This is a genomic window from Acidovorax sp. JG5 (assembly GCF_017939685.1).
Lineage (GTDB): Bacteria > Pseudomonadota > Gammaproteobacteria > Burkholderiales > Burkholderiaceae_C > Acidovorax.
Map to the genome: position 1 here is coordinate 98,422 of NZ_JAGKSE010000005.1, position 18,496 is coordinate 116,917.

Here is an 18,496-nt window from a genome sequence, read left to right on the forward strand (position 1 = left end):
CTTCAGCCCTTCGGCGGGAAGGAGTCGTTGCCGTGGCTGTCCTTGTCACGGATACGGCCATCCGGACGATGGATGACGAGTTCGGATTGCTGGTTGCGTGCGATATCCCTCGCTGCGTCAATGGCCTGTTGCTGCGTGTCGTGCACGGAGGTCGCCCGCTGATTGCCGGCTCCCTTCACGGCCCAACCATCTTGATGAGGAACAACATGCTGATTCTTGCCTGCCATAATGACTTTCCTACAGTGGAACTATCGAAGACCCAGCCGCTCGGCTAGGTTGTCAACGGCCGCCCGCTGTAGCACAATTCGTTGCTCACGCAGACAACAGAAAGGCCGAGCCAATCCAACCTGGAGCAGGCGTAAAACCTACATCTGTTGCCTGGCTGGACAACAATGTATCAGAGCGCGTGCGCCGGTGCAACTGGGCGTGCGGTGTGCGCCTTTGAACATCAACCGGATGTGGAGGGGCAACAGAGGGCTTGGCCCTTCTTCCCGCAACCGCAAGGATAAGAACTCATGCCGCAAACAGGCCTAGGCGTCGCCCTCAAGACGCTACGCGAACGCAGAACCCTTTCCCTGCGTGAGATCGGCCAGCTATCGTCAGTTGATCATGCTTATGTCCACCGTCTCGAAACAGGCGAGAAGACAAACCCATCCCAAGACTTGGTGGAGAAGCTATTGAAGGTTCTCAAGCCGGGGGAAAGAGATGCCGCACTCGTGATGTGGCTGGTTGACCACGCAGATGCTGATCCAAGCCTTGTTGAATTCGTGCTACAAGATCCCTCGATCAGCATCGATGTTTTTTCAGCCGCGGCTGGAGTCAGGCATCGGGGAAATGCAAGGCCTGATCCCGCGACGCTCATCGCCCGAATCAAGAAGGCCTTTGACGACGACGAGGACGACTGAACATGGACGAGGCGGATGTCAGGCAGAGAGCGCGCGCGTTTGTCGCGAGAGTCGATGTTTCGAACATCCGAGAAGACCTGTCCCCGTATGTGAACGCGGCTAACGCCAAGGTCAAGAAGGATGAGCTTGGCGATGGGGAGTCCGGCTATACCGTTACCAAGCCGAACGGGAAGCACATCATCACGGTGAATTCGCTGGAAACCGAAGAGCGCCAGCGCTTCACTGTCTGCCACGAAATAGCTCATATCGTGCTCGACTTGGAATCAAGTCACGACGAGGTGCCGTCATGGTCCTATGCAAAGCGACATCCGAACGAGATCGCCTGCGACACGTTTGCCGCTGAACTGCTGATGCCCTATCAGCAATGGCTCTCCGCTGTTCCCAAGGAAGAGCCCTCCCTGGATCTCATCCAACACATGGCCGACTTGTTCGGCACATCATTCCCTGCAGCGGCGTCAAGGTTTGCCAGTCTTAGTGACATGCCGTGCGCATTCGTCACCATGGAGCGCGGTGCGGTGCGATATGCCGCACGCTCAACGGCCTTGCGGCAAGCTGGGGCCTGGATACCTCCCAGGTCGGTCATTCCAGCAGGCTCCGTAGCTCACCGAATCCGCTCTTCAGGGAATAGCGCTACTGAGACGGGGGAAGTTTCACAGGATGTCTGGTTCGACAACTGGGAGAAGGGCCTTGATCTATGGGAACTTTCAAGACATTACCAGCGCACCGATACCACCATCTCCTTGCTATGGTTCGACGGCGACGATTTGCCGGAGGTTGAGGTAAACCGCTTCGGCACACGTGTCGAAGACGATGGAGGCTTGGCTGAATTGACGGGAGAGCTGCCATGGCCGGGGCGAAGCAGGCGCCGCTGAAAAGCCATCACGGCCACGACCGCAAGGAGGTTACTCTTATGCGCCATTCGCGCGTTCTTACAGGTACTTCTTGAATGTCGCCGCCGCAATGCACACCGCCACGCCGAGCAGTGCGGCGCTGGGCAGCAGGATCAGCAGCGGGTTCATGCTGACCGGTAGCGCCAGGTAGGTCACCCACGGGAGTACCGCCAGCGGGATCAGGCTGGCCCTGGCGCGGTGATAAACGAACCCGGACTCGCGCCCCGCGCCGAAGCGGCGGATGTCCCGGCGCACCAGACCATCCACCAGCCCGACGAACGCGGTCATCAGGAACAGCGGCAGGGTCAGGCACAGCACCAGCAGCCGCACGAGGAAGATCAGCGTCGTATAAGCCGCCGCGATCAGGTAGCTCTCCACGTTCACGTAGACCAGGCCAATGTAATAGCGGAAAGCCTTGGTCGGGCGATGGCTGCCGGCGCTAGCCTGCGCCGAGGCGTCGCGCATCCAGTCCAACAAGCCCGTCTCCACGAAAACCCACTCGTAGGTGCCCTCCACCAGCCAGCGCGCGGTGCGTCCCGGCTCCTGCACAACGGCGCTCCGGGTGAAATGGGTGGAGAGCTGGTTCAGTTCGTAGTCGAGCATGCCCTGCGCGTGGCGCCAGCCCTGATCGGGCCAGAACAGGTGCATACCAACGCATTCGATGACGATGGACAGCAGCAGCGAGGCGACCAGCACGCCGAACAGGCGCCATGGCAGCGTGACCACGCTGGCGACCAGTCCGCGTTGGCGTGCCTGCTGTCGCTCGGCGGTCGCGGCGGGCTCTTTCACGATAGCGCCTCTTTATCCGGCGTGCCTTCTTGCACGTCCTCGGCCAGATCCGCTGGCAACGCGTCGTCGTCGTGCAACCGGGGCAGTCCGTTGCTCTCCCACCATTCGCCCGCCTCGGCGTAGTGCTGGCGCATGTAGCCGGCCAGTTGTTGCAGGTCCCGGGGCATAGCTTCGTCCGGATCGGGCGCCGGCAACGGCATGCGGACCTTCCACAGGTTACCGCCTTCGATGAGGGCGAAACACTGCCCCTTGGGCAGGCCGACCACGTGCGCAGGCTCGATGAGTGGCACGCTCGACGTGCTGATGCGGTCCTGCGCGTTGCTGGTGAAGTCGGTCGAACCGTGGATGTCGGAACTGTCGGTGGCGCCGCTGACCAGCGTGGTGGTGTAGACCTCCACCTTCGGCAGTTGTCGTGTCAGCAGTTCGGCGGTGGCGGTCTCGCGCACCCGCAGCATGAACAGGTTGTTGAAGTTGCCGATGACCTGGCCGGCCTTGGCGCGATTGCCGATGCGCGCCTCGATGTCCGAGAGCGTCTGCGTATAGGCCGTGACCTGCATGCCTGCACCGCCACCCTTGTTGATGAGCGGGATGAACTCATCGCCCATCAGTTCGTTGAACTCGTCCGCATGGACATTGATGGCGACCTTGGCATTGGCCGATGCTCCAGGCAAGCCGTCGTCGATGCCGTGCTTGTAGATGTGCCCCGCTACCGACACGAGGTCGCTGAACATGCTGTTGCCGACGGCCGCCGCCACTTCGGCGTCGGACAGCGCATCCAGCCCCACATAGACCACGGCCCGCTTCCTGATGATTTGCATCCAGTCGAAGATCGGGCGCGGGTCGCACAGGTCGGAATAGTTCGGCGCGAGCAGTTGCGCGATCTTGCCGGTGGTGAGCTTCTCCAGCAGCGGCAACAGCGAAGCGACGATCTTGTCGAAGTAGGTGCGGTCGTAGCGCACCGCGGAGCGCAGGCCGTCGAGCACGGCGTCATAGGTTCGTGCCTGCGACAGGTACTGCTCCAGTGCCACCACCCGCTTCTCTCGCCCGACCATGTGGCGCGGGATGGTCTTGTCGTTGAGGCGTCCTTCGAGCTGGACGATCACCTCCCAGGCCTTGGGCTCGGTTCGGGCAAAGAAGTGCTGGGCGTACTCGATGAACAGCGCGTCGATGTTGACGACGTGGCGCTGGATCAGCAGGTAGTCTGGCCGCTGCCCCAGTTCCACCAGGGCACGCGCGATGATGTTGACGAAGCGCCAGGCGAACTCTCGGAACGCGGCGCTGTTGCCCTCGCCGGAAAGCTGCCCCGCGATGCGGGTGGCGACTTCCGAGATGCGCCCGAACCGGCCCACGGCGTTGTAGCGTGCCGAGATGTCGGGCCAGCCCAGGTGGAACACGTACATCTCGCCTTCGCGTCCGGCGCGCCGGGCCTCGACATACATGCGCTTGAGCAGGTCGGCATCGCCCTTGGGATCGAAGACGATCACCACCTCGTGCTCGCCATGGACCTTGCGGCGGATGTCCTGCGTGATGAACAGTTCGGCCAGGCGCGTCTTGCCCACGCGCGTGGTACCGAGCACCAGGGTGTGGCCCACACGCTCGCCCAGCGGCAGGGTGACGTCGGTCTCGTGCGGCTCGATGCCATGCAGGCGCGGCATGCCACCCACTGGCGGCAAAGGCCGGACCGGGTTGAGCGGGTTGTCCCAGGCCAATGCCCGCGCCAGCCTAGGCAGCGGCGGCGGCGCGAACTCCAGCCGCTCCTCCAAGCGGCGCGCCAGGCGGTAGAACGTCGTCGGTTCGGCGTAGCGCCGGAACTCGGGCTTGTAGGTCTGCGTTAGCCGATGGGTGTGTCGTTGTTCCCAGCGGAAGCCACGCCCAACGAACAGGCGGTACTGGCTCACTGGCACGTCGCGGCTCGTCATCACGTAGCGTGGCAGACGACGGATGTGGCGGCGGTAGCGCAGGATGGCCCAGGCGTCGCGCAGGCGGACCGCGCCGAAGGCCAGGAAGGCCAGCGCGCTGCCGAGGCCGAGTACCGGATTCAACGCGAGCGACCACGGTGCCACCACGCACATCACCGCGGCGCCTGCGCATACGGCAACGGTGTATAGCTCCACTGCTGGCCGCAGCAGGACTTCGACGGCGTGCGGCTGGGCCATCGGGCAGTTCTCACTGTTCGATGCCGGTGGCGGTCACCAGCACCGGGTAGTGGCGCAGCCCCAGGCGCTCGGCCAGTTCGTCCCCGGACGCCGGTGCCAGCATCAGCCCGGGCGCCAGGGAACGCAGCGCTGCCAGTGCCTGCGGTGACTCGACCTGGACCACCAACCCCACGGCCCCGAGCTCGCGCAGCGCCGGGGCACGCTGGCGCAGCCAGGCATGGGAGCGCTGGTCATCACCAACCAGGAACATCGGCGTGAGCCCCGGCGCCTGGATCGCCCGGGGAGCCACATCGCCAGGGGCCAAATGGGCCGAACGCACCGGCAGCATGGCCGCCTCGCCAGAAGGCCCTTCGGGCAGGCGTGGCATCTCGATCCTGGGAGATGACCTGCTTCCGGTGCGCGGTTGCAGGTCCAGGGCTTGGTAGTAAGGCAACGCGGAGGCACCGCCGTGATCCTCGACGACGATCAAGGGCGGCGATTGTCCGAAAGCGGCTGGCACGGACACGAGCGGCAGCAAGCCGATCAGCCACCGCGTAGCGGGACGGAAGATTCGAGGCTTCATGGCAGGGTTCTCCGGGTATCCGAGCCCCGCGCTGGCTCGCCCAGTACGCGGGCCAAGTGGCGGCCAACACTCTGGCGGTAGCGCGCAGCGGGTGCGCCACCAGCGGGACGGTGGTAGCGGCCGATCGTGATCAGCCAGTCCTGGCCAGGCGCGTGCTGCTCGCGCAGGATCTGCGCGGCCAGCGCCAGGTTCCGATAGGGATCGAGCAGTTCGCAGGGGTGGTCGTAGCGGTGACGCTGGTAGCCCAAATTGATCTGGCCCAGGCCAGCGTCGATGCGGGTGCGCGGCACGTCACGCAATGCCTGGTGCAGGCCGGCGCAGGCCTCGGTACGGGTGGCGAATCGACGCGATGCCCCGGCCACGTTGAGCGTCCAGGGCCAGGGCACGAGGCGGCCGTGGTACTGGGCGCCACTCTCCTGCAAGGCCACGGCGTAAAGCACCTCCGCCGGGATGCCCGCGCGCTGTGCCGCGAACTGGTAGGCCGGCGGCGGGACCTCCCCCGCCTTCGCCTGGCCGAGTGCCCAGCAAGCCAGCAGCAGGAGCGGGAGACGCGCGAGGCCTACTGTCGCTGCCATTGGCCGCCGACCTGGCGCACGACGGCGGGCAGTTCGCCCTGCAGGCCGAGGGACAGCCAGCGGCCACCGTCATGGTTGAGAGTGATGTACCGGGCGCGCACTTTCGCCGGGTCGATACGGGCCCGGCGTGCCCATTCACGGATGCGCGCGTCGTCGGCGCGACTGCCGACGACATAGACATCGAACTCGACGCCCGACGCCTGCAGCCGCTGCACGGCCTGGTCGCAGGCGGTACAGCCGTCCTTCACGAAGACCGCGGTTCGGTCGGTGCCTGATGCGATGGTGGTGCCCGCGCCGGTCGGCTTGGCACCGGGTAGGTTGACCCTCGCCATGCCCGGCGCGATCCGTTGCCAAGCGGCGTCGTAGGCACGCTGGTAGGCCAGCGTCTTCTCGACCCGCCGGGCTTCGGCCCGAACCTGCAATTCCGCATAGCGGCGGCGCTCCTCGTCGGAACGTGCTTCGATGCCGAGGGCGGTGAGCGGGTCGAGGCTGGGCGAGTAGACGCCCAGCGGCCCCTGCATCAACTCGCGATAGCGCGTCCATTCGTCCGTGTGCAGCCCCCAGTCCTGCGCCCGCTGTTCGTCGCTGCGAGCGATGGCCGCAGGCGCTTCACGGCTCGGCGCCGTCCTGGCTGCGGTGGTTGCGCCGGTGGGCAGCGCGAGCGCCGCCTGCATGGCGGAGGCAGCCAGCAATGCAACCAGCAACGGCGGGGTCAAGTGGCGCGGGACCATCGGTGTGGGCCTCCTTATCGGGGCGGGATGGGCAGCCTGCGGATCTCGTCTCCCTGCCGGAAGACGGCGCCATCGCGCTCGATCCTGTCCAGTCGCCAGCCACCCTCCGACTCTCCGGCGCGCAGCAGGCGAACATCGGCCAGCCCGGTGCCATCGGCAGGCATCACCGACACGAAGTGTTCTCCCGCACGCAGTTCCACTCCGATCAGGCGGAATGAAGGCTCAACAGGCTTGGGTTGGGCCGCCACAGGTTGGGATGGCCGTGGTGCGGGCAGCTTGGGCTGGCGCGAGCCCGGGCGAGCTTCCAGTCGCGTGACGCGGGCTTCCAATGCGTGCAGCGCATCGGTGGCGGCGTGATGGGCCTGCGCCAGCTCGATCGCCGCCAGCCGTTGGTCCAACGCCGCGGTGTCCTGCTCGTAGCGCGCCTGCGGCAATGCGGCGGGCTGAGTGTGGCGTTGTTCGATCCGATGCGAGAGCCCGTCCAGTCGGGATTCGAGCAGGGACACCTGCGCGGCGGGCGCGAAGGCCTGGGTCTGTTCCGCCAGCCCGGACAAGGCCATGTGATCCACCAGCACCACCGCGCTGACGAGCAACAACCAGGTTGCGGCCGCGACCCGCAGCAGCGTCGTGCGCTGGCCCGTCGCTGAGTCCCGCATGGTCATGGCGAAACCTCCCGGATCTGCGGAGAGGTCTCTGCCGGATTGTTGGTTTGGGGTGGATTGGACTCGTGCGGCGTACGAGCCTCCTTGAGGCTGCGGATGAAGCACACCTTCCGCTCGCCGTCGTCGACCTGCAAATCCCAGGCGGGGCCGGCCAGGGTCAAGAGCGCGTCGCGCAGCAGGACCGGGCCGAGCCGGTAGTGAGCCGCCGGCAGCGGCAAGGCCAGCAGATCGGCGGACTGCTCATCGCACAGCCGGTAGCCGGAACGCAGGACGAGGTGCCGGAGGGCATCCCCGACGGTGGCGCCCAGCGTGCCGGGGATCTCCACATCCACCACTTGCAGCAACAGGTCGTGCTGGGCCGCCGTGGGCGCGAGTTCGACCAGGGTGTAGCGGCCATACCGCGTCACCGGCACGAACTCCATCACGGCTTCGGGCGCGATGTCGGTGACTTTGGATACGGGCGTCGGTGGCACGGCGTTCGTCATCGCGCAGCCGCTGGCCATGGCGGCCAGGAGCAAGCCGGGCAAACGGATCAGATGGCTGCGTCCGGCAATACGGAAGGGCTGGCGGGATGGGCGCATGGATCGGTGTCCTGAAACAACGAGCCATCACCATCGCCGCGCCGGCCCTTTGTCACAGCAAACAAAGCGAATCCGTCGGCTCCCGATTTGCCAGGAAAAATGCCGGCGACCATAGGGCCGCCGGCATGCAACGCATGAATCATGCCGCCACGAGTTGTCGTGCCAATGCCACCTCGACGGAATCACCGTCCTGGTTCAGGACATCGAGCCCGGACTCCGGCACGTCGCCCGACGTGCTCTGCGACACCATGATCTTCCGGGCCATCAACCCCAGGCAGGTCATCTGCGAAGAGTTGGCGTAGCCCAGGTAGATCACGCGCACCGGCTGCTTCTGGCCGATGCGCCATGAGCGCCGAGCAGCCTGCTGCAACGAATACACGTTGTAGCCGGACTGGAGGAACACGATGGTCGGGAACTCCAGCAGGTCCAGGCCGGTTTTCACCAGCTCGGGATTGGTGATGAGCACGTCGATGCCACGGTCCAACTGCTCGGCGATCCAGTCTTCGCGGCGGGAGGCATCCACGCTCGCGCGCAGTACCGCCACCTTGAAGCCTTCCTGCTCCAGCAGCACCTTCAAACGCGACGTGGTGTCGCGCGTGCCGGTGTAGACCGAATAGACTAGGGTCTTGCGCCCTTCCGCCTTCTCCTGCTTGCAGATCTCGATCAGCTCGCGTTCCTTGGGCATCACCTCCAGCTCGTTGAACTGAGCCGGCACGAATGCCAAGGTGTTGCGCGTGCGCGGATGCACCACGGTCTCCGATCGGAAGCAGCAGTCCGGCCAAGCCAGCAGCACGTTGAGGACCACACCGAGCAGCGTCGTGTCGCGCTTCGCCAGGGCCTGCTTCAGCTCCTGGGTCAGCCGACCCGCCAGATCGCGGTAGGCCGCGGCCTGCGCCGTGTCCATCGCGACTTCGCGGAACTCCTCGTCGTAGGGCGGCAGCACGTTGCCACCGATGTCCTTCAACTTGAGGAAGACCGTGAACGGCAGGACGCAACGCAGCACGCCCTTCGGACCGAAGCCCGGCGCCTTGACCGTGCGCACCGATACCTTGGTGCCCTTGGCCGTCTTGTGCGCCGTGCCGGTGCTCTCGGAATAGATGTCCTTCAAGACACCGTGATCGCGCATGAACGCCATCGCGGCCGACGTCATGCTGCCGCTCTTCATCGGCCGGTAGCCGTCTTCGATCATTCGCCCCGGCAGGGCTCGGAACAGCAGGTGGAACAGGTCGTCGCCGTAGCCGCCCATCAGCGTGCCGGTGAGCAGCAGCGTCTTGCGCGCCTTGGCCGCCAACACCCCCATGGCCTGGCCCTGTGCGGAGCCGCCGTTCTTGTACTCGTGGGCCTCGTCGGCGATGAGCAAGTCGAACGTGCCTTGGGGAAGCTGCCTCTTGATGAACTCGGACGGCTGGTAGCCGCCCTCGCCGAAGCCGAACTCCATGTTGGCCATCGCGCGTTCCATCCGGTGGGCTTGCCGGTCCGAGAAGACCAGTTCGCCGCGGTCGTCCATCAGGTTGATGAACTCGTGGATGTTGTCCCCGAGCATCGACGCGAGGAAGGCGTCACCGAACTTCTGCATCAGCTTCTGCGCTGTCACTTCGCCAATGGTTGGAATACGCTTCAGTGCCTTGAGCACGGTCGAAGACTGGTCGCTGGCGGACAGGCCTCTGGGACGGATCAAGGACCACAGAGGTGCATGGCAGTGACTGCACTTGCGGCGGGACTCCTCGGCTTCCAGCTCGACCGGGTTGATCGGCTCGCCGTCGAGGTCGGTGACGACATGCCCGCAATCCGGGCAGGCCCCCACGTCGCCGTGAGGCGTGTGCCGCCGAACGAAGACAGGCTTCCAGTGGAACCCCATCCGCATCCGCACGCGGCCCAGGACGAAGAACTCCTGGCCCTGCGCAGGCACGCCCAACTGCTCGCGCAGTTTCAGCAGCTTGACCAGCGTGTCCGGGCCATTGAGCACCCAGACCTTGGCGCCGGCCACCGTCTCCTGGATCTCGCGCCGCCACTTGTAGACCAGGTGGGGTGGCGAGAGCACCAGGGTGCGGCGGTAGCCCTCGGCGTTGAGCACGGCGGCGGTGGCAATACCCACCGTCGTCTTGCCGCAGCCCATCTCGCCATTGACGATCGCGGCGCGTTCGCCGCGGTCGACCAACAGCTCGGTGACGGCATGGACCACATCGGCTTGCGCCGGGAACAGCTTGCGCTTGAGCGCGGCGAGGATCTGTTGCCGATGCACCCGCACCTGGCCGGTGTAGACCGGAGGATTGGCGCGGTTTAGCGAGTCGAGCAACTCGTCGCCGAACTCGGACACGAAGTCCTGCAGGCTGAGCGTGAGGGATGAAGCGGCCGCTTCGAGCAGGTCGCCCTGCACAGCGGTTTCGGGAACGGTTTCGAGATCAAGGGACATGGTGATGCTCCAAGGCAATGGGGCATGCACCTCCCCCACGGGGCGGTGACATGCCCCTGGGTGGGAAGAAAGACGCGGCAAAGAAACGTGTAGGTGCCGCTGGATGCGGATCAGTATTCGCTGGGCAACAGCAGTGTGGTGACGCTGCGATCCCATTCCGTGATGATCCAGAGCTTCAGGTCGCGCGTGACCTGGTAGGACGAGAACAGACGATCCTCGCCAGACTTCAGCGCGGCGTCGTTCTGCCGCCGATCGCTGTCGTCCAGGTCGCCCCAGTCGCCATGAAGATGGCGGCGCAGGTACGGCGCGGGGTCGAGCCGGCCCTGCCGGACCAGTTCGTCGACGCCGGCGGTCATGACCACCTGCCCGGGGGAAAAGCGTGCTTGTGACGCGAGGTTGAGGATTGCGAGTGCCATGGTGGTTTCTCCTTCTGGAAGAAGGGGCCACGGCACCCCCATCGGGGCAACGTGACCCCGGTGGGTGGATGAAAGCGACGGCGAACCGTCAGGGAACAGCGATCAGCGGATGGTCAGCACTTCGCCCCACGTGGGCGAGCCCAGCGTCAAGTCCCATGCACGAATGACCGGCACGAACTTGTCGGTGAGGATGCGCGTCTCGGCCACGGAGCCGTCGTCGCGTTCGGTGTATTCCGTCTGGAGGGTCTTCTCCTTGTGGGTATCACCTTTGACGACGAGCACGCGCCCGCTCTTGGACTTCACCACGCCGGAGATCGCGCCTGCGGCCAAGGCCAGGGCGAGATGCCAGTGCGACAAGGCCCGCGCGGGCGGACGCAGCGATTGCTGCGCGGCGCCCAGGTGCGTATCGAGCGCCGGCCAGAGACCTTGCAGCCGGCCGACTTCATCGGCGAACTGCTCGGGCTCCATCGTCACGCGATAGAAGTGCTCCGGCTCGGCCGGGCTGGCAGGGACGGTGTACGGCAGGAACGGCCATTCGAGCGGTAGTTCCTCGGCCTCGGCGTCGCCCTGTCCGATCTGCAGCAGCAGACCGCGCACGGCCTTGACCGACTCCGATGCCTGGTCGCGTTGACGAATCCTGCGACCGAAGATCACCACCTGCTTGAACTGCGTCTCCACCGCACGGTAGATACGCAGGTCGGTGAAGTGGCGCGTCAGCCATCCGACCAGCTCGGCGTCGAGCACGTAGGACGGCACGATGAAGACCAGCACGCCGCCGTACTGCATCAGCGGCAGCGCACGCTGATAGAACAGCTTTTCCAGCCGCGCACGGCCCTGACCCTGATAGCCGATGTTGCCGTTCACGTCCTTGCTCAGGTCGCCATACGGCGGGTTGAGCCACAGCAGGCCGAAGGACTGGCGCGAGATCAGCGTGTCCATCAGGTCGCCGTGAATGCAGCGATCGACCAGTTTCCGTGCGTGGCGGGCACGCTCGGCGTCGTACTCGACGGCGAAGGCCTGGACCTGCTCGCGCCCGAGGGCGTGGGCGGCTTCAGCGATCGCCACGCCTTCGCCGGCGCAGGGATCGAGGATGGACATGGCGCCGGGAGACGGCGCCAGCGCGGACAAGGCCCGCTCCAGCGTCGGCTCGTCGGTGGGGAAGTAGCCGTTACGAATGAAGTTGCGCGCCAGGCGCGGAAACATGAGTGCCATGGATTTCTCCTGGTGATGGATGAAGGAAGGCGGGCACGCGCGGCGCGCATGCCCGTGGGGATGGCTCACGCCACACGCCGAAGCGGTGCGTCCGCGGCCAGTTCGTACTGCGTGGCGCCGAGGGTGCCGTTGCGGATCAGCTCGCCCAACGCCTTCGTCAGCGCCGGGACATCGAGGGCCAGCCGATGGCCTTCCAGCGGCCCGAGGGCCAAGGGAAGACCGGTCAACATTCGCCGTGTCTGCAACAGCGCCAGCACGGTGTCGCGCCAGTGGTCGAGCAGTGGCAGCGGGCAGGTCTCCTGCACCAGCGTCCACAGCCGGTCGAGCCGGTGAGCGGAATCCCTGGGCAGAAGCGCCAGCGCGCTGGCGTTGGCCTTGTCTGGCTTCACGCAGCGACGATCGAACAGCCACACATTTGTCAGCGAACCGAACAGCGTTCGCCGATAGGCACGGGTGATGCGCTTTTTCCAGGTTCTCGACGTTGCCGACGAAGACCGGGATGGATGCGCACTGCTCGGTGATGACGTGGAACTGATCCAGTCCCTGCTCATCCCGGCCGAGGGTCAGGCGGGCGAGGTACTCCTGAACAGCGGTGTCGCGCGCCCAGATCGAGAGAAAGACGAGATTGCCCTGCTCGTCACCGACGCAAGCGTCGGCCATGAGGTCGGGGCATTCGTCGATGCGGTACAGCGGTTTCGCGGAAGAAGGTGCAGGCATGGTGATGTCCTCTTGAAAATGAAGGAGCAACCACAGCCCGCGGGGCCGTGCTCGCCCCGGTTGGGTGAAGGAAGATGCGTGCCGCTAGACAGCGCACCCCGCGTGGAAGCGGTGAACCCGCTCGCGCCACTCGGGGCTTTGCACCGGCGCCATGTCGAGATAGCGCAGCGGGCACGAGTAGTAGTACGGATGCACGGACTCATCGAGGGACTTGTAGCCCCAATCGCCGCCCGAACTTTCCAGCAGATGGCAGCCGATGTAGCAGACGGACTCACCGGCCGCGAGGCCCATGACGCCCGCCTGCCTGGCGGTGACGCGAACCACGGTCCACAGAACGTCGCCGTCCAGCGTGTGGTCGATGATTTCGCAGCAAGCGCGTTCGGACGCCTGCGGAGCGAGCAGCTCGCGGATCAACTGATCGCGCGTCTGACGAACGAAGGTCCAGCCCATGAGGATCTCCTTGAAGAAAAGGCCGGAGCCCTCCCCGTCGGGGGAGAACCCCGGCGGGTGGCGGAATGCCGCGCAAGGCGGCGGATGGATCAGGCAGCCTTTAGGTGCCAGTCCTGGGACAACGGAGCGAACTCGTAGCCCAGCTTGTCGAGACGGTCGCGCTGCTGACGCAGCACACGACGATCCACGGTCGCATCGAGCTTCACGGTCTCGCCCAGAGGCCACAAGACACCGAACAGCGCCGCGTCGTCTGCCTCGGCCGAGGCCGCAGCGGACACGGGAGCCGGTTCGCTGCCGAACGGCGTGGTATCGACCAGGGGATCGCGCGGACTGCGCGGCTTCGCCTTCGGCTTGGCCGGGGGCGATGCCGGCGCGGGCGCCTGCGCTTCCTCGTCGATCGGATCGACTTCCTGCGGACTCAGCCGGCGGGCGTCGTCGCGGCTCAGGGCGTCGATGTTGGACAGCGTCATCCCGCCCAGATGGGCGCGGATCTCGATGACCATGCGGCCGTTGGCGTTGTACGTGGAGGGGCGAATCTCGACGATGGCGAAATCACCGTCGTACTTGCCCTCCCGGTACTGATCGAGTTCGGCGTTCTTCACGACGAACTCGCCGATCGAGGTCGCGAGGCGGCCGACGTTGAAGTCGCCGTTCCTGCCGTGGATGGTCTTGATGGCCAGTTGGCCGGGGATGGTGATCATGAAGGTCTCCTGCTGACGAAGAGAAGACAAGGCCCCGGGGATGGGGCCTTGCGGATCAGAACGACTCGGCAACGGCCAATGCGGGGGCATCTGCTGCGCCGTCGGCAGCATCGGCGACGGGCTCCGAAGGCTCCGGTGCCGAGGCTTGCTGCGCAGCGGGCGCGTCGGACGTCACAGGGACTTTCGGGTCCCGCTCGTCGGTCTCGGTCGGCTTGGGCTCGGCCTTGTAGACGAGCTTGCCGTCGACCTTGATCCAGCTGACGAACAGCAGGCGGGCCTTGAGGCTCACCCCCTGCTCGCCGGCACGCTTGCCCTTGGAGTAGGTGAAGGTGTCGGTCCACAGGTCGCCCATGCGGAAGCCGATCATCACCTTCTTCTCGGCGTCGACCGCCTGAATGCAGCGGCGCACCAGGTGCTGCGCTTCCGAACCCGATACGCGCGTGTCGAAGCGCACATACGAGACGTCGTCGCTGGGACCGTTCAGGGCTGCGATGTCGCAGGCCAGGAACGCATCGCCTTTCTTGGGCTTCACTTCGCGGATGCGATTGAGGTACCCGAGGCCAGTGATGTGCAGATCGAAGTAGGATTTTTCGTTAGAAGTGGTCATGGTGAATCTCCTGAAGAACAAAGAGGCGGAGACACACCCGACCCAGGCGGGGAAGGTGTGGAACCCCCGCGTGGGTTGATGGAACAGCTTGGTGGCATCGCCATCGAGAACCGATGGCCGTTCGCGCATGGATGCCGGTGCGAACTGGTGTGATCAACGCGGTCGGAACCGCGTCGCAGCCTTGAAGATCGTGGCTGCCTGGGCATGTCGCTGACGGACGTCAGCGGAACATGGCCGGAAGCGTGGCGCCGGGACGGCGCGCAGGCGAGCGGCAATCGGCACTCGCGGCTGTCCGCATTGCCTGGAAGAAAGAGGCCCCCGGAGCGGGGGCCAGGGATGGGCGGTCAGTTGCCGCTGGGCGTGGGAGGAACCGCCTGCAGCGACAGGTGTGTCGTGGTGGCGGACACGTCGAGGTCGTTCTCGCTGCGCAGGATGCGCGCAAACACGCCCTCCTGCGGATCGAAGAATTCGCCGAAGTCATCGCCGCCGAACTCGGTACGCGCCAGTTCCCACCAGTCGTCGAAGGCATCGACATCCGGGTTGCAGCCGGCGGCGTAGGCGATGGTCTTCTGGCGACCATCGGGTCGGCGCTCGCCGCGCTCGGTCAGGAAGTACACGCCCTGATCCTTGACCAGGATGACGCGGCATTGATTCGCCACCGCTTCGGCGAGCACGGGCCGCAGTTCCGTGCCTTTGAATCGAACAGTCATGGGTGTGGTCTCCAGGGAAAGGAATGAAGGGCCTCCCGCCGAGAGGACGGGAGGCCGTATGAAGGTCAGTGCCGGACAGCCTTGCGACCCGACAGGCACTGCACGCGGATGCGCCTCCAACTCCCGTCGTCGATCAGCCGTTCCAGCGTCTCGCCGAGGGTGTCGAAGAACACCTCATCGACCCGTTCGACCAGCTCGCCGTCGCGGTACAGCTCCACCGCGTAGAGGTCGAGGCCACGCTCATACAGCACGGTGACGCGACCCTGGAACTTCATCGTGGCGACGGTGAAGCCGATGGCCGGTGGCGTGCGGATGATGTCGGCGGGCAGCGGATCGACCCAGGTGATGTCCCGCGCACCTGCATCCACCAGCATGTGGGTGATGCGCCGGAAACCGTCGGGAGCGGGCAACTGCTCCAGTTGCTCGACCAGCTCCTGCAGCTCGGGGCAGCGCGGCTCGGGAATCGGCAGCTTCGCCGGTGCGGACCCGAGCACGAACCGCTTCACCGTGTAGGGCTGGCCGTCGGCGGTGAACTCGGTCTGCTCCTCGGGCGTGTCCGCCCGCTGACCGTCGAAGCGGCGTCTGACATAGGGTTCGACCTGCACCTTGGCGCCCTCGTCGGGCACTTCGGTCACGAGCGTGCGATCGAGAACCGCGAACTCGGCCCGTCCCGTCTTGACGACGATGGCCTCGTCAGTGGTGGCAATGACCTTGCCCTCGAAAGGCTTCGGGTCGATGTGAAAGCCCAGCGTCGAAATCTTGGGCTGACCGTCGAAGATGTTGAACTTGAACGAACGGACGTTGGAAGGCACATGACCGACAACGAGCTTCGGCATCTGTGCGCGGATGGCTTGGGTATCCATGGGGAGACTCCTTGTGGCAACCAAGGGACTCCCGCCCGCAAGGGAGGTCGGTCCCTTGAGGGTGAGGTGGATGGACGCGGGTGCGCCCGAAGAACGAAGCAACCAGCACGGCGAACCGCGCCGCAGTCTCGAAGGTCTCGACTGCCTGGGCATGCTGCCGGCAACGCCAGCGAACATGCGGCCAGCGTGCGGCACATGGCGGCGGCCGTCCGCCGTGAATCGGCAATGCGCCGGCACCGCGTTCCGCGAAAAAGAAGAGCCCCGACGTGGGGGCTCGAATGGGTTGCGGGTTACTCGTCGTCGTAGAGCGTCAGTCCGTCCAGCACGGGCGCGTCGGCATCGAAGATCAGCAGCCGCACGTCGGCGAGCGCGGCTAGGTGGAGCACCTCGACGAGGGACTCCGGCATGCCCTTGGCCCGGTGCTCCTGCCGCAGCTCTTCGGCGGTGATGCCCTCGACATGCTGCAGGTTCGCATCCGTCCAGGGCGTGGCGATCAGCTTCACGCCGATCGCGGGGCTGTACGGGATGCGGAAGGCGACGAACAGAAAACCGCTCGGCGTGGCGATGTCGGCCAGGTTGGCCAGATAGCGGCCGGCCTCCTCGGTGATGTGCGCCGAGCTGATTTCCCAGGCTCGGCTGTAGAAGCCGGTCTCGAAGCGCAGGCGCCGCACCACCTCGCGCGCGGCTTCCTCGGAGTAGCTATCGCCGACGTGTAGCGGCTGGCCGGCTTCCTCGGCCATGACGGCGTAGACGAGGTTTCGGGCGATACCGTGGCTGGGGCACTGCGCGTCCAGCTCGGGCGGCACGTTCTGGCCCTCGGTGATCAGCGCGAAGTCGTCGCAGAAGACGCAGGCATGGCGCTCGACCTGGCTGTCTGGCAGGTGCGACTGCGAGACGTGCAGCGGCAGATAGCTCAGCGGGCAGTCGTCGTCGTAGGAAATCGCCAGCAGCCGCTGCACGGACAGGCCATCGTAGCCGCGGACGAAGGGGTTTTTGGAATGAGACATGGGATTCCTCCAGCAGAGGATGGCCGAGGCAATCCCCTGCCGGGGATTGAACCCCAGCGAGTGGATGAAGCGGCAACCGGTCAGCCGGCCGCGGCGTCGGGCCGCCCTGGTGGCGGGCGGTGCAGGTCAGTGGAAGATGGTGATTCGGGACATGGCCGCTCCTGCGAAAAGAAGGAGGGACATGGCCCCGAACGGGGACGCATGTCCCTCGTGGGGTGGGATGAAAGGACGGTGGGTTGCCAAGCGCGGCTCACCAGCCGTTGTAGTTCAGCGTGAGGTCAGCGATGACCTGGCGCCGTTCCAGATCGAGGCCGCCGAAGTCGGACAGCCCCTCGAAGCCGCAACGCTTGAGCATCGCGCCGCCCTCGCGGGAGTTGTAGAAGCTCACCATCGCGGACAGGAACATGCGTTGACCGCTGCTCAGCACGCCCAGGGCGTCGTTGAGCATCAGCATGTTGGGCCGCAGGTCCCACTTGGTGGTGGCACGCTGCAGACCTTCGCGTGTGCCGTCGCCGAACCACTCGTGGCCGGCGATCTGCGCGCCGCGCTTCCAGGCCTCGAAGAAGGCTTGGGGCGCGGCGGCGAAGTGCTGGTTTTCCAGCTTGATCTGATCAAGTACCTCTTGAGGCAGAGCACGGTTCATGACGGGGGCTCCTGATGATGGGATTCACGGGTGGAGGCGCTGCTGCCAGCGGCCCGTTTGCAGGGCGTGCTCGGCAGCGTGGTGCGAGCGGAAGAAGCTGACCGACTCGCGCGAGACGGGACCATCCGCATCGGCGGTGCCGATGTAGTGGCCGGCTGCGCTGCAGAGCACCTGCAGGGGCAGGCGCTTGCCAACGTAGGCCAGGGCCTGGTAGCCGATGGATTCGGCGCGGGCCTGTTCAGCACTCAAAGGTGCCGATGCGAACGCGAGGGACATATGGTTTCTCCTGGTGGTTGAAGACCGGGAGCACCACGCCCTGTCGGGAGCGGAGACCTCCCGAAAGGTTGAACATCGAAAGCACCCGCGTCGTGGCGACGCGCGTCCGCGGTGGTCGGTGCGAGGCGGACTGGATCGGTCAACGCGGCGAGGCGCGTTGCAGCCTTGAAGACCGGAGCTGCCAGGGCATGGTGCTGACGACCGTCAGCGACACATGCGGGAAGGATGGAAGCGCGGCGGCGCACCGTCGCCGATCAAACGGAACCGCCCGCCGTCCGGTTTGGCCCGAGCACTGCCGGCAGCAGCAGTGCACGATCTGTCCGCCCACGACAAAGGCGCCGAAGCCCCGTAGGGCTTCGGCTGGAGAAGAATCAATCCACCTGTGGGCTGCAAGCAGGCCAGGCCGTCGTCAAAGCCATTCGCCGCGTCAGCAATCTCACCCGGCCCGTTTCGTGGCTGGGGCCGGCATCCTCTGGCGTGCATCCACACACAAAGGGAACCCGTTGTTTCGCCGGCGGGCACCGGCACCGAATACCGTCGACCACAAGCGGTCTCCTGGCACCTCGCAGCCATGCGGGCCAAGGCGTCAGGAGACCGCTCGTGGATGGACGGAACAACCTGGATCAACGG

21 protein-coding genes and 1 pseudogene are annotated in these 18,496 nt (G+C 65.6%); 2 read left to right on the top strand and 20 right to left on the bottom strand.

Annotation, left to right across the window (positions count from 1 at the left end):
* Positions 1 to 2: 2 nt before the first annotated feature.
* Positions 3 to 227, bottom strand: a complete 225-nt coding sequence (locus J8G26_RS08095; RefSeq protein ID WP_023093135.1) for a DUF2188 domain-containing protein — start codon at positions 225 to 227, stop codon at positions 3 to 5.
* 288 nt (positions 228 to 515) lie between these two features.
* Here J8G26_RS08095 and J8G26_RS08100 point away from each other — a divergent pair, with 288 nt between their 5' ends.
* Together J8G26_RS08100 and J8G26_RS08105 are read left to right on the top strand one after the other, a co-directional pair.
* Positions 516 to 905, top strand: a complete 390-nt coding sequence (locus J8G26_RS08100) for a helix-turn-helix transcriptional regulator (RefSeq protein WP_017462926.1) — start codon at positions 516 to 518, stop codon at positions 903 to 905.
* Positions 906 to 907: 2 nt separating this feature from the next.
* On the top strand, positions 908 to 1,777 hold the full coding sequence (locus tag J8G26_RS08105; RefSeq protein WP_144735372.1) for an ImmA/IrrE family metallo-endopeptidase: 870 nt from the start codon (positions 908 to 910) through the stop codon (positions 1,775 to 1,777).
* Between the two features lie 57 nt (positions 1,778 to 1,834).
* On the opposite strand, the gene J8G26_RS08110 is transcribed toward J8G26_RS08105, so the two are convergent.
* The 19 genes and pseudogenes from J8G26_RS08110 to J8G26_RS08200 all read right to left on the bottom strand — a co-directional run bounded on the left by J8G26_RS08110 (position 1,835) and on the right by J8G26_RS08200 (position 17,866).
* Entirely contained in the window at positions 1,835 to 2,584 is a 750-nt protein-coding gene (locus J8G26_RS08110) for a TIGR03747 family integrating conjugative element membrane protein (RefSeq protein ID WP_210568552.1), read from the bottom strand.
* Positions 2,581 to 4,740 (bottom strand): type IV conjugative transfer system coupling protein TraD, encoded by a 2,160-nt coding sequence (traD, locus tag J8G26_RS08115; protein ID WP_210568553.1) that lies wholly within the window; start codon positions 4,738 to 4,740, stop codon positions 2,581 to 2,583. Before traD ends, J8G26_RS08110 begins: the two co-directional genes overlap by 4 nt.
* 10 nt (positions 4,741 to 4,750) lie before the next feature.
* Positions 4,751 to 5,302, bottom strand: a complete 552-nt coding sequence (locus J8G26_RS08120; protein WP_151181683.1) for an integrating conjugative element protein — start codon at positions 5,300 to 5,302, stop codon at positions 4,751 to 4,753.
* Positions 5,299 to 5,877: a transglycosylase SLT domain-containing protein gene (locus J8G26_RS08125; protein WP_151181684.1), complete on the bottom strand. Its 579-nt coding sequence runs from the start codon at positions 5,875 to 5,877 to the stop codon at positions 5,299 to 5,301. The genes J8G26_RS08120 and J8G26_RS08125 overlap by 4 nt, the downstream gene beginning before the upstream one ends.
* A complete protein-coding gene (locus J8G26_RS08130) occupies positions 5,862 to 6,593 on the bottom strand; it encodes a TIGR03759 family integrating conjugative element protein (protein ID WP_151181685.1) in 732 nt (243 codons plus the stop codon). The genes J8G26_RS08125 and J8G26_RS08130 overlap by 16 nt, the downstream gene beginning before the upstream one ends.
* A 29-nt stretch (positions 6,594 to 6,622) precedes the next feature.
* Entirely contained in the window at positions 6,623 to 7,270 is a 648-nt protein-coding gene (locus J8G26_RS08135; RefSeq protein WP_210568554.1) for a hypothetical protein, read from the bottom strand.
* The gene (locus J8G26_RS08140; RefSeq protein ID WP_210568555.1) at positions 7,267 to 7,851 is read right to left on the bottom strand and encodes a PilL N-terminal domain-containing protein; all 585 of its coding nucleotides are present in this window, start codon (positions 7,849 to 7,851) and stop codon (positions 7,267 to 7,269) included. The genes J8G26_RS08135 and J8G26_RS08140 overlap by 4 nt, the downstream gene beginning before the upstream one ends.
* A 139-nt stretch (positions 7,852 to 7,990) precedes the next feature.
* Entirely contained in the window at positions 7,991 to 10,264 is a 2,274-nt protein-coding gene (locus J8G26_RS08145) for a helicase-related protein (protein WP_210568556.1), read from the bottom strand.
* 110 nt (positions 10,265 to 10,374) lie between these two features.
* A complete protein-coding gene (locus J8G26_RS08150) occupies positions 10,375 to 10,680 on the bottom strand; it encodes a hypothetical protein (RefSeq protein ID WP_032963631.1) in 306 nt (101 codons plus the stop codon).
* A gap of 102 nt (positions 10,681 to 10,782) precedes the next feature.
* Positions 10,783 to 11,892 carry a DUF6094 domain-containing protein gene (locus tag J8G26_RS08155; protein WP_210568557.1) on the bottom strand — a complete coding sequence of 370 codons (1,110 nt, stop codon included), beginning with the start codon at positions 11,890 to 11,892 and terminating at the stop codon, positions 10,783 to 10,785.
* A gap of 65 nt (positions 11,893 to 11,957) precedes the next feature.
* Positions 11,958 to 12,609 (bottom strand): annotated as a pseudogene (locus J8G26_RS08160) (hypothetical protein).
* 84 nt (positions 12,610 to 12,693) lie between these two features.
* Positions 12,694 to 13,059, bottom strand: a complete 366-nt coding sequence (locus tag J8G26_RS08165; protein WP_210568558.1) for a hypothetical protein — start codon at positions 13,057 to 13,059, stop codon at positions 12,694 to 12,696.
* Between the two features lie 89 nt (positions 13,060 to 13,148).
* On the bottom strand, positions 13,149 to 13,760 hold the full coding sequence (locus J8G26_RS08170) for a DUF3275 family protein (RefSeq protein WP_210568559.1): 612 nt from the start codon (positions 13,758 to 13,760) through the stop codon (positions 13,149 to 13,151).
* Positions 13,761 to 13,815: 55 nt separating this feature from the next.
* Entirely contained in the window at positions 13,816 to 14,367 is a 552-nt protein-coding gene (locus tag J8G26_RS08175) for an STY4534 family ICE replication protein (RefSeq protein WP_210568560.1), read from the bottom strand.
* A 344-nt stretch (positions 14,368 to 14,711) separates the two neighbouring features.
* On the bottom strand, positions 14,712 to 15,077 hold the full coding sequence (locus tag J8G26_RS08180) for a DUF3085 domain-containing protein (RefSeq protein ID WP_210568561.1): 366 nt from the start codon (positions 15,075 to 15,077) through the stop codon (positions 14,712 to 14,714).
* Positions 15,078 to 15,142: 65 nt separating this feature from the next.
* The gene (locus tag J8G26_RS08185; protein WP_210568562.1) at positions 15,143 to 15,940 is read right to left on the bottom strand and encodes a GTPase; all 798 of its coding nucleotides are present in this window, start codon (positions 15,938 to 15,940) and stop codon (positions 15,143 to 15,145) included.
* Between the two features lie 290 nt (positions 15,941 to 16,230).
* Positions 16,231 to 16,947, bottom strand: a complete 717-nt coding sequence (locus tag J8G26_RS08190) for an ABC transporter substrate-binding protein (protein ID WP_210568563.1) — start codon at positions 16,945 to 16,947, stop codon at positions 16,231 to 16,233.
* A gap of 250 nt (positions 16,948 to 17,197) precedes the next feature.
* Positions 17,198 to 17,590, bottom strand: a complete 393-nt coding sequence (locus J8G26_RS08195; protein ID WP_210568564.1) for a hypothetical protein — start codon at positions 17,588 to 17,590, stop codon at positions 17,198 to 17,200.
* 24 nt (positions 17,591 to 17,614) lie between these two features.
* Positions 17,615 to 17,866 carry a hypothetical protein gene (locus J8G26_RS08200; RefSeq protein WP_026353305.1) on the bottom strand — a complete coding sequence of 84 codons (252 nt, stop codon included), beginning with the start codon at positions 17,864 to 17,866 and terminating at the stop codon, positions 17,615 to 17,617.
* Positions 17,867 to 18,496 lie beyond the last annotated feature (630 nt).

Excerpts from the sequence above, each read along its gene's own strand:
- J8G26_RS08095 (WP_023093135.1), bottom strand. The coding sequence starts at position 227 with ATGGCAGGCAAGAATCAGCATGTTGTTCCTCATCAAGATGGTTGGGCC.
- J8G26_RS08100 (WP_017462926.1), top strand. The coding sequence starts at position 516 with ATGCCGCAAACAGGCCTAGGCGTCGCCCTCAAGACGCTACGCGAACGC.
- J8G26_RS08105 (WP_144735372.1), top strand. The coding sequence starts at position 908 with ATGGACGAGGCGGATGTCAGGCAGAGAGCGCGCGCGTTTGTCGCGAGA.
- traD (WP_210568553.1), bottom strand. The coding sequence starts at position 4,740 with ATGGCCCAGCCGCACGCCGTCGAAGTCCTGCTGCGGCCAGCAGTGGAG.
- J8G26_RS08120 (WP_151181683.1), bottom strand. The coding sequence starts at position 5,302 with ATGAAGCCTCGAATCTTCCGTCCCGCTACGCGGTGGCTGATCGGCTTG.
- J8G26_RS08125 (WP_151181684.1), bottom strand. The coding sequence starts at position 5,877 with ATGGCAGCGACAGTAGGCCTCGCGCGTCTCCCGCTCCTGCTGCTGGCT.
- J8G26_RS08135 (WP_210568554.1), bottom strand. The coding sequence starts at position 7,270 with ATGACCATGCGGGACTCAGCGACGGGCCAGCGCACGACGCTGCTGCGG.
- J8G26_RS08140 (WP_210568555.1), bottom strand. The coding sequence starts at position 7,851 with ATGCGCCCATCCCGCCAGCCCTTCCGTATTGCCGGACGCAGCCATCTG.
- J8G26_RS08145 (WP_210568556.1), bottom strand. The coding sequence starts at position 10,264 with ATGTCCCTTGATCTCGAAACCGTTCCCGAAACCGCTGTGCAGGGCGAC.
- J8G26_RS08150 (WP_032963631.1), bottom strand. The coding sequence starts at position 10,680 with ATGGCACTCGCAATCCTCAACCTCGCGTCACAAGCACGCTTTTCCCCC.
- J8G26_RS08155 (WP_210568557.1), bottom strand. The coding sequence starts at position 11,892 with ATGGCACTCATGTTTCCGCGCCTGGCGCGCAACTTCATTCGTAACGGC.
- J8G26_RS08165 (WP_210568558.1), bottom strand. The coding sequence starts at position 13,059 with ATGGGCTGGACCTTCGTTCGTCAGACGCGCGATCAGTTGATCCGCGAG.
- J8G26_RS08170 (WP_210568559.1), bottom strand. The coding sequence starts at position 13,760 with ATGATCACCATCCCCGGCCAACTGGCCATCAAGACCATCCACGGCAGG.
- J8G26_RS08175 (WP_210568560.1), bottom strand. The coding sequence starts at position 14,367 with ATGACCACTTCTAACGAAAAATCCTACTTCGATCTGCACATCACTGGC.
- J8G26_RS08180 (WP_210568561.1), bottom strand. The coding sequence starts at position 15,077 with ATGACTGTTCGATTCAAAGGCACGGAACTGCGGCCCGTGCTCGCCGAA.
- J8G26_RS08185 (WP_210568562.1), bottom strand. The coding sequence starts at position 15,940 with ATGGATACCCAAGCCATCCGCGCACAGATGCCGAAGCTCGTTGTCGGT.
- J8G26_RS08190 (WP_210568563.1), bottom strand. The coding sequence starts at position 16,947 with ATGTCTCATTCCAAAAACCCCTTCGTCCGCGGCTACGATGGCCTGTCC.
- J8G26_RS08195 (WP_210568564.1), bottom strand. The coding sequence starts at position 17,590 with ATGAACCGTGCTCTGCCTCAAGAGGTACTTGATCAGATCAAGCTGGAA.
- J8G26_RS08200 (WP_026353305.1), bottom strand. The coding sequence starts at position 17,866 with ATGTCCCTCGCGTTCGCATCGGCACCTTTGAGTGCTGAACAGGCCCGC.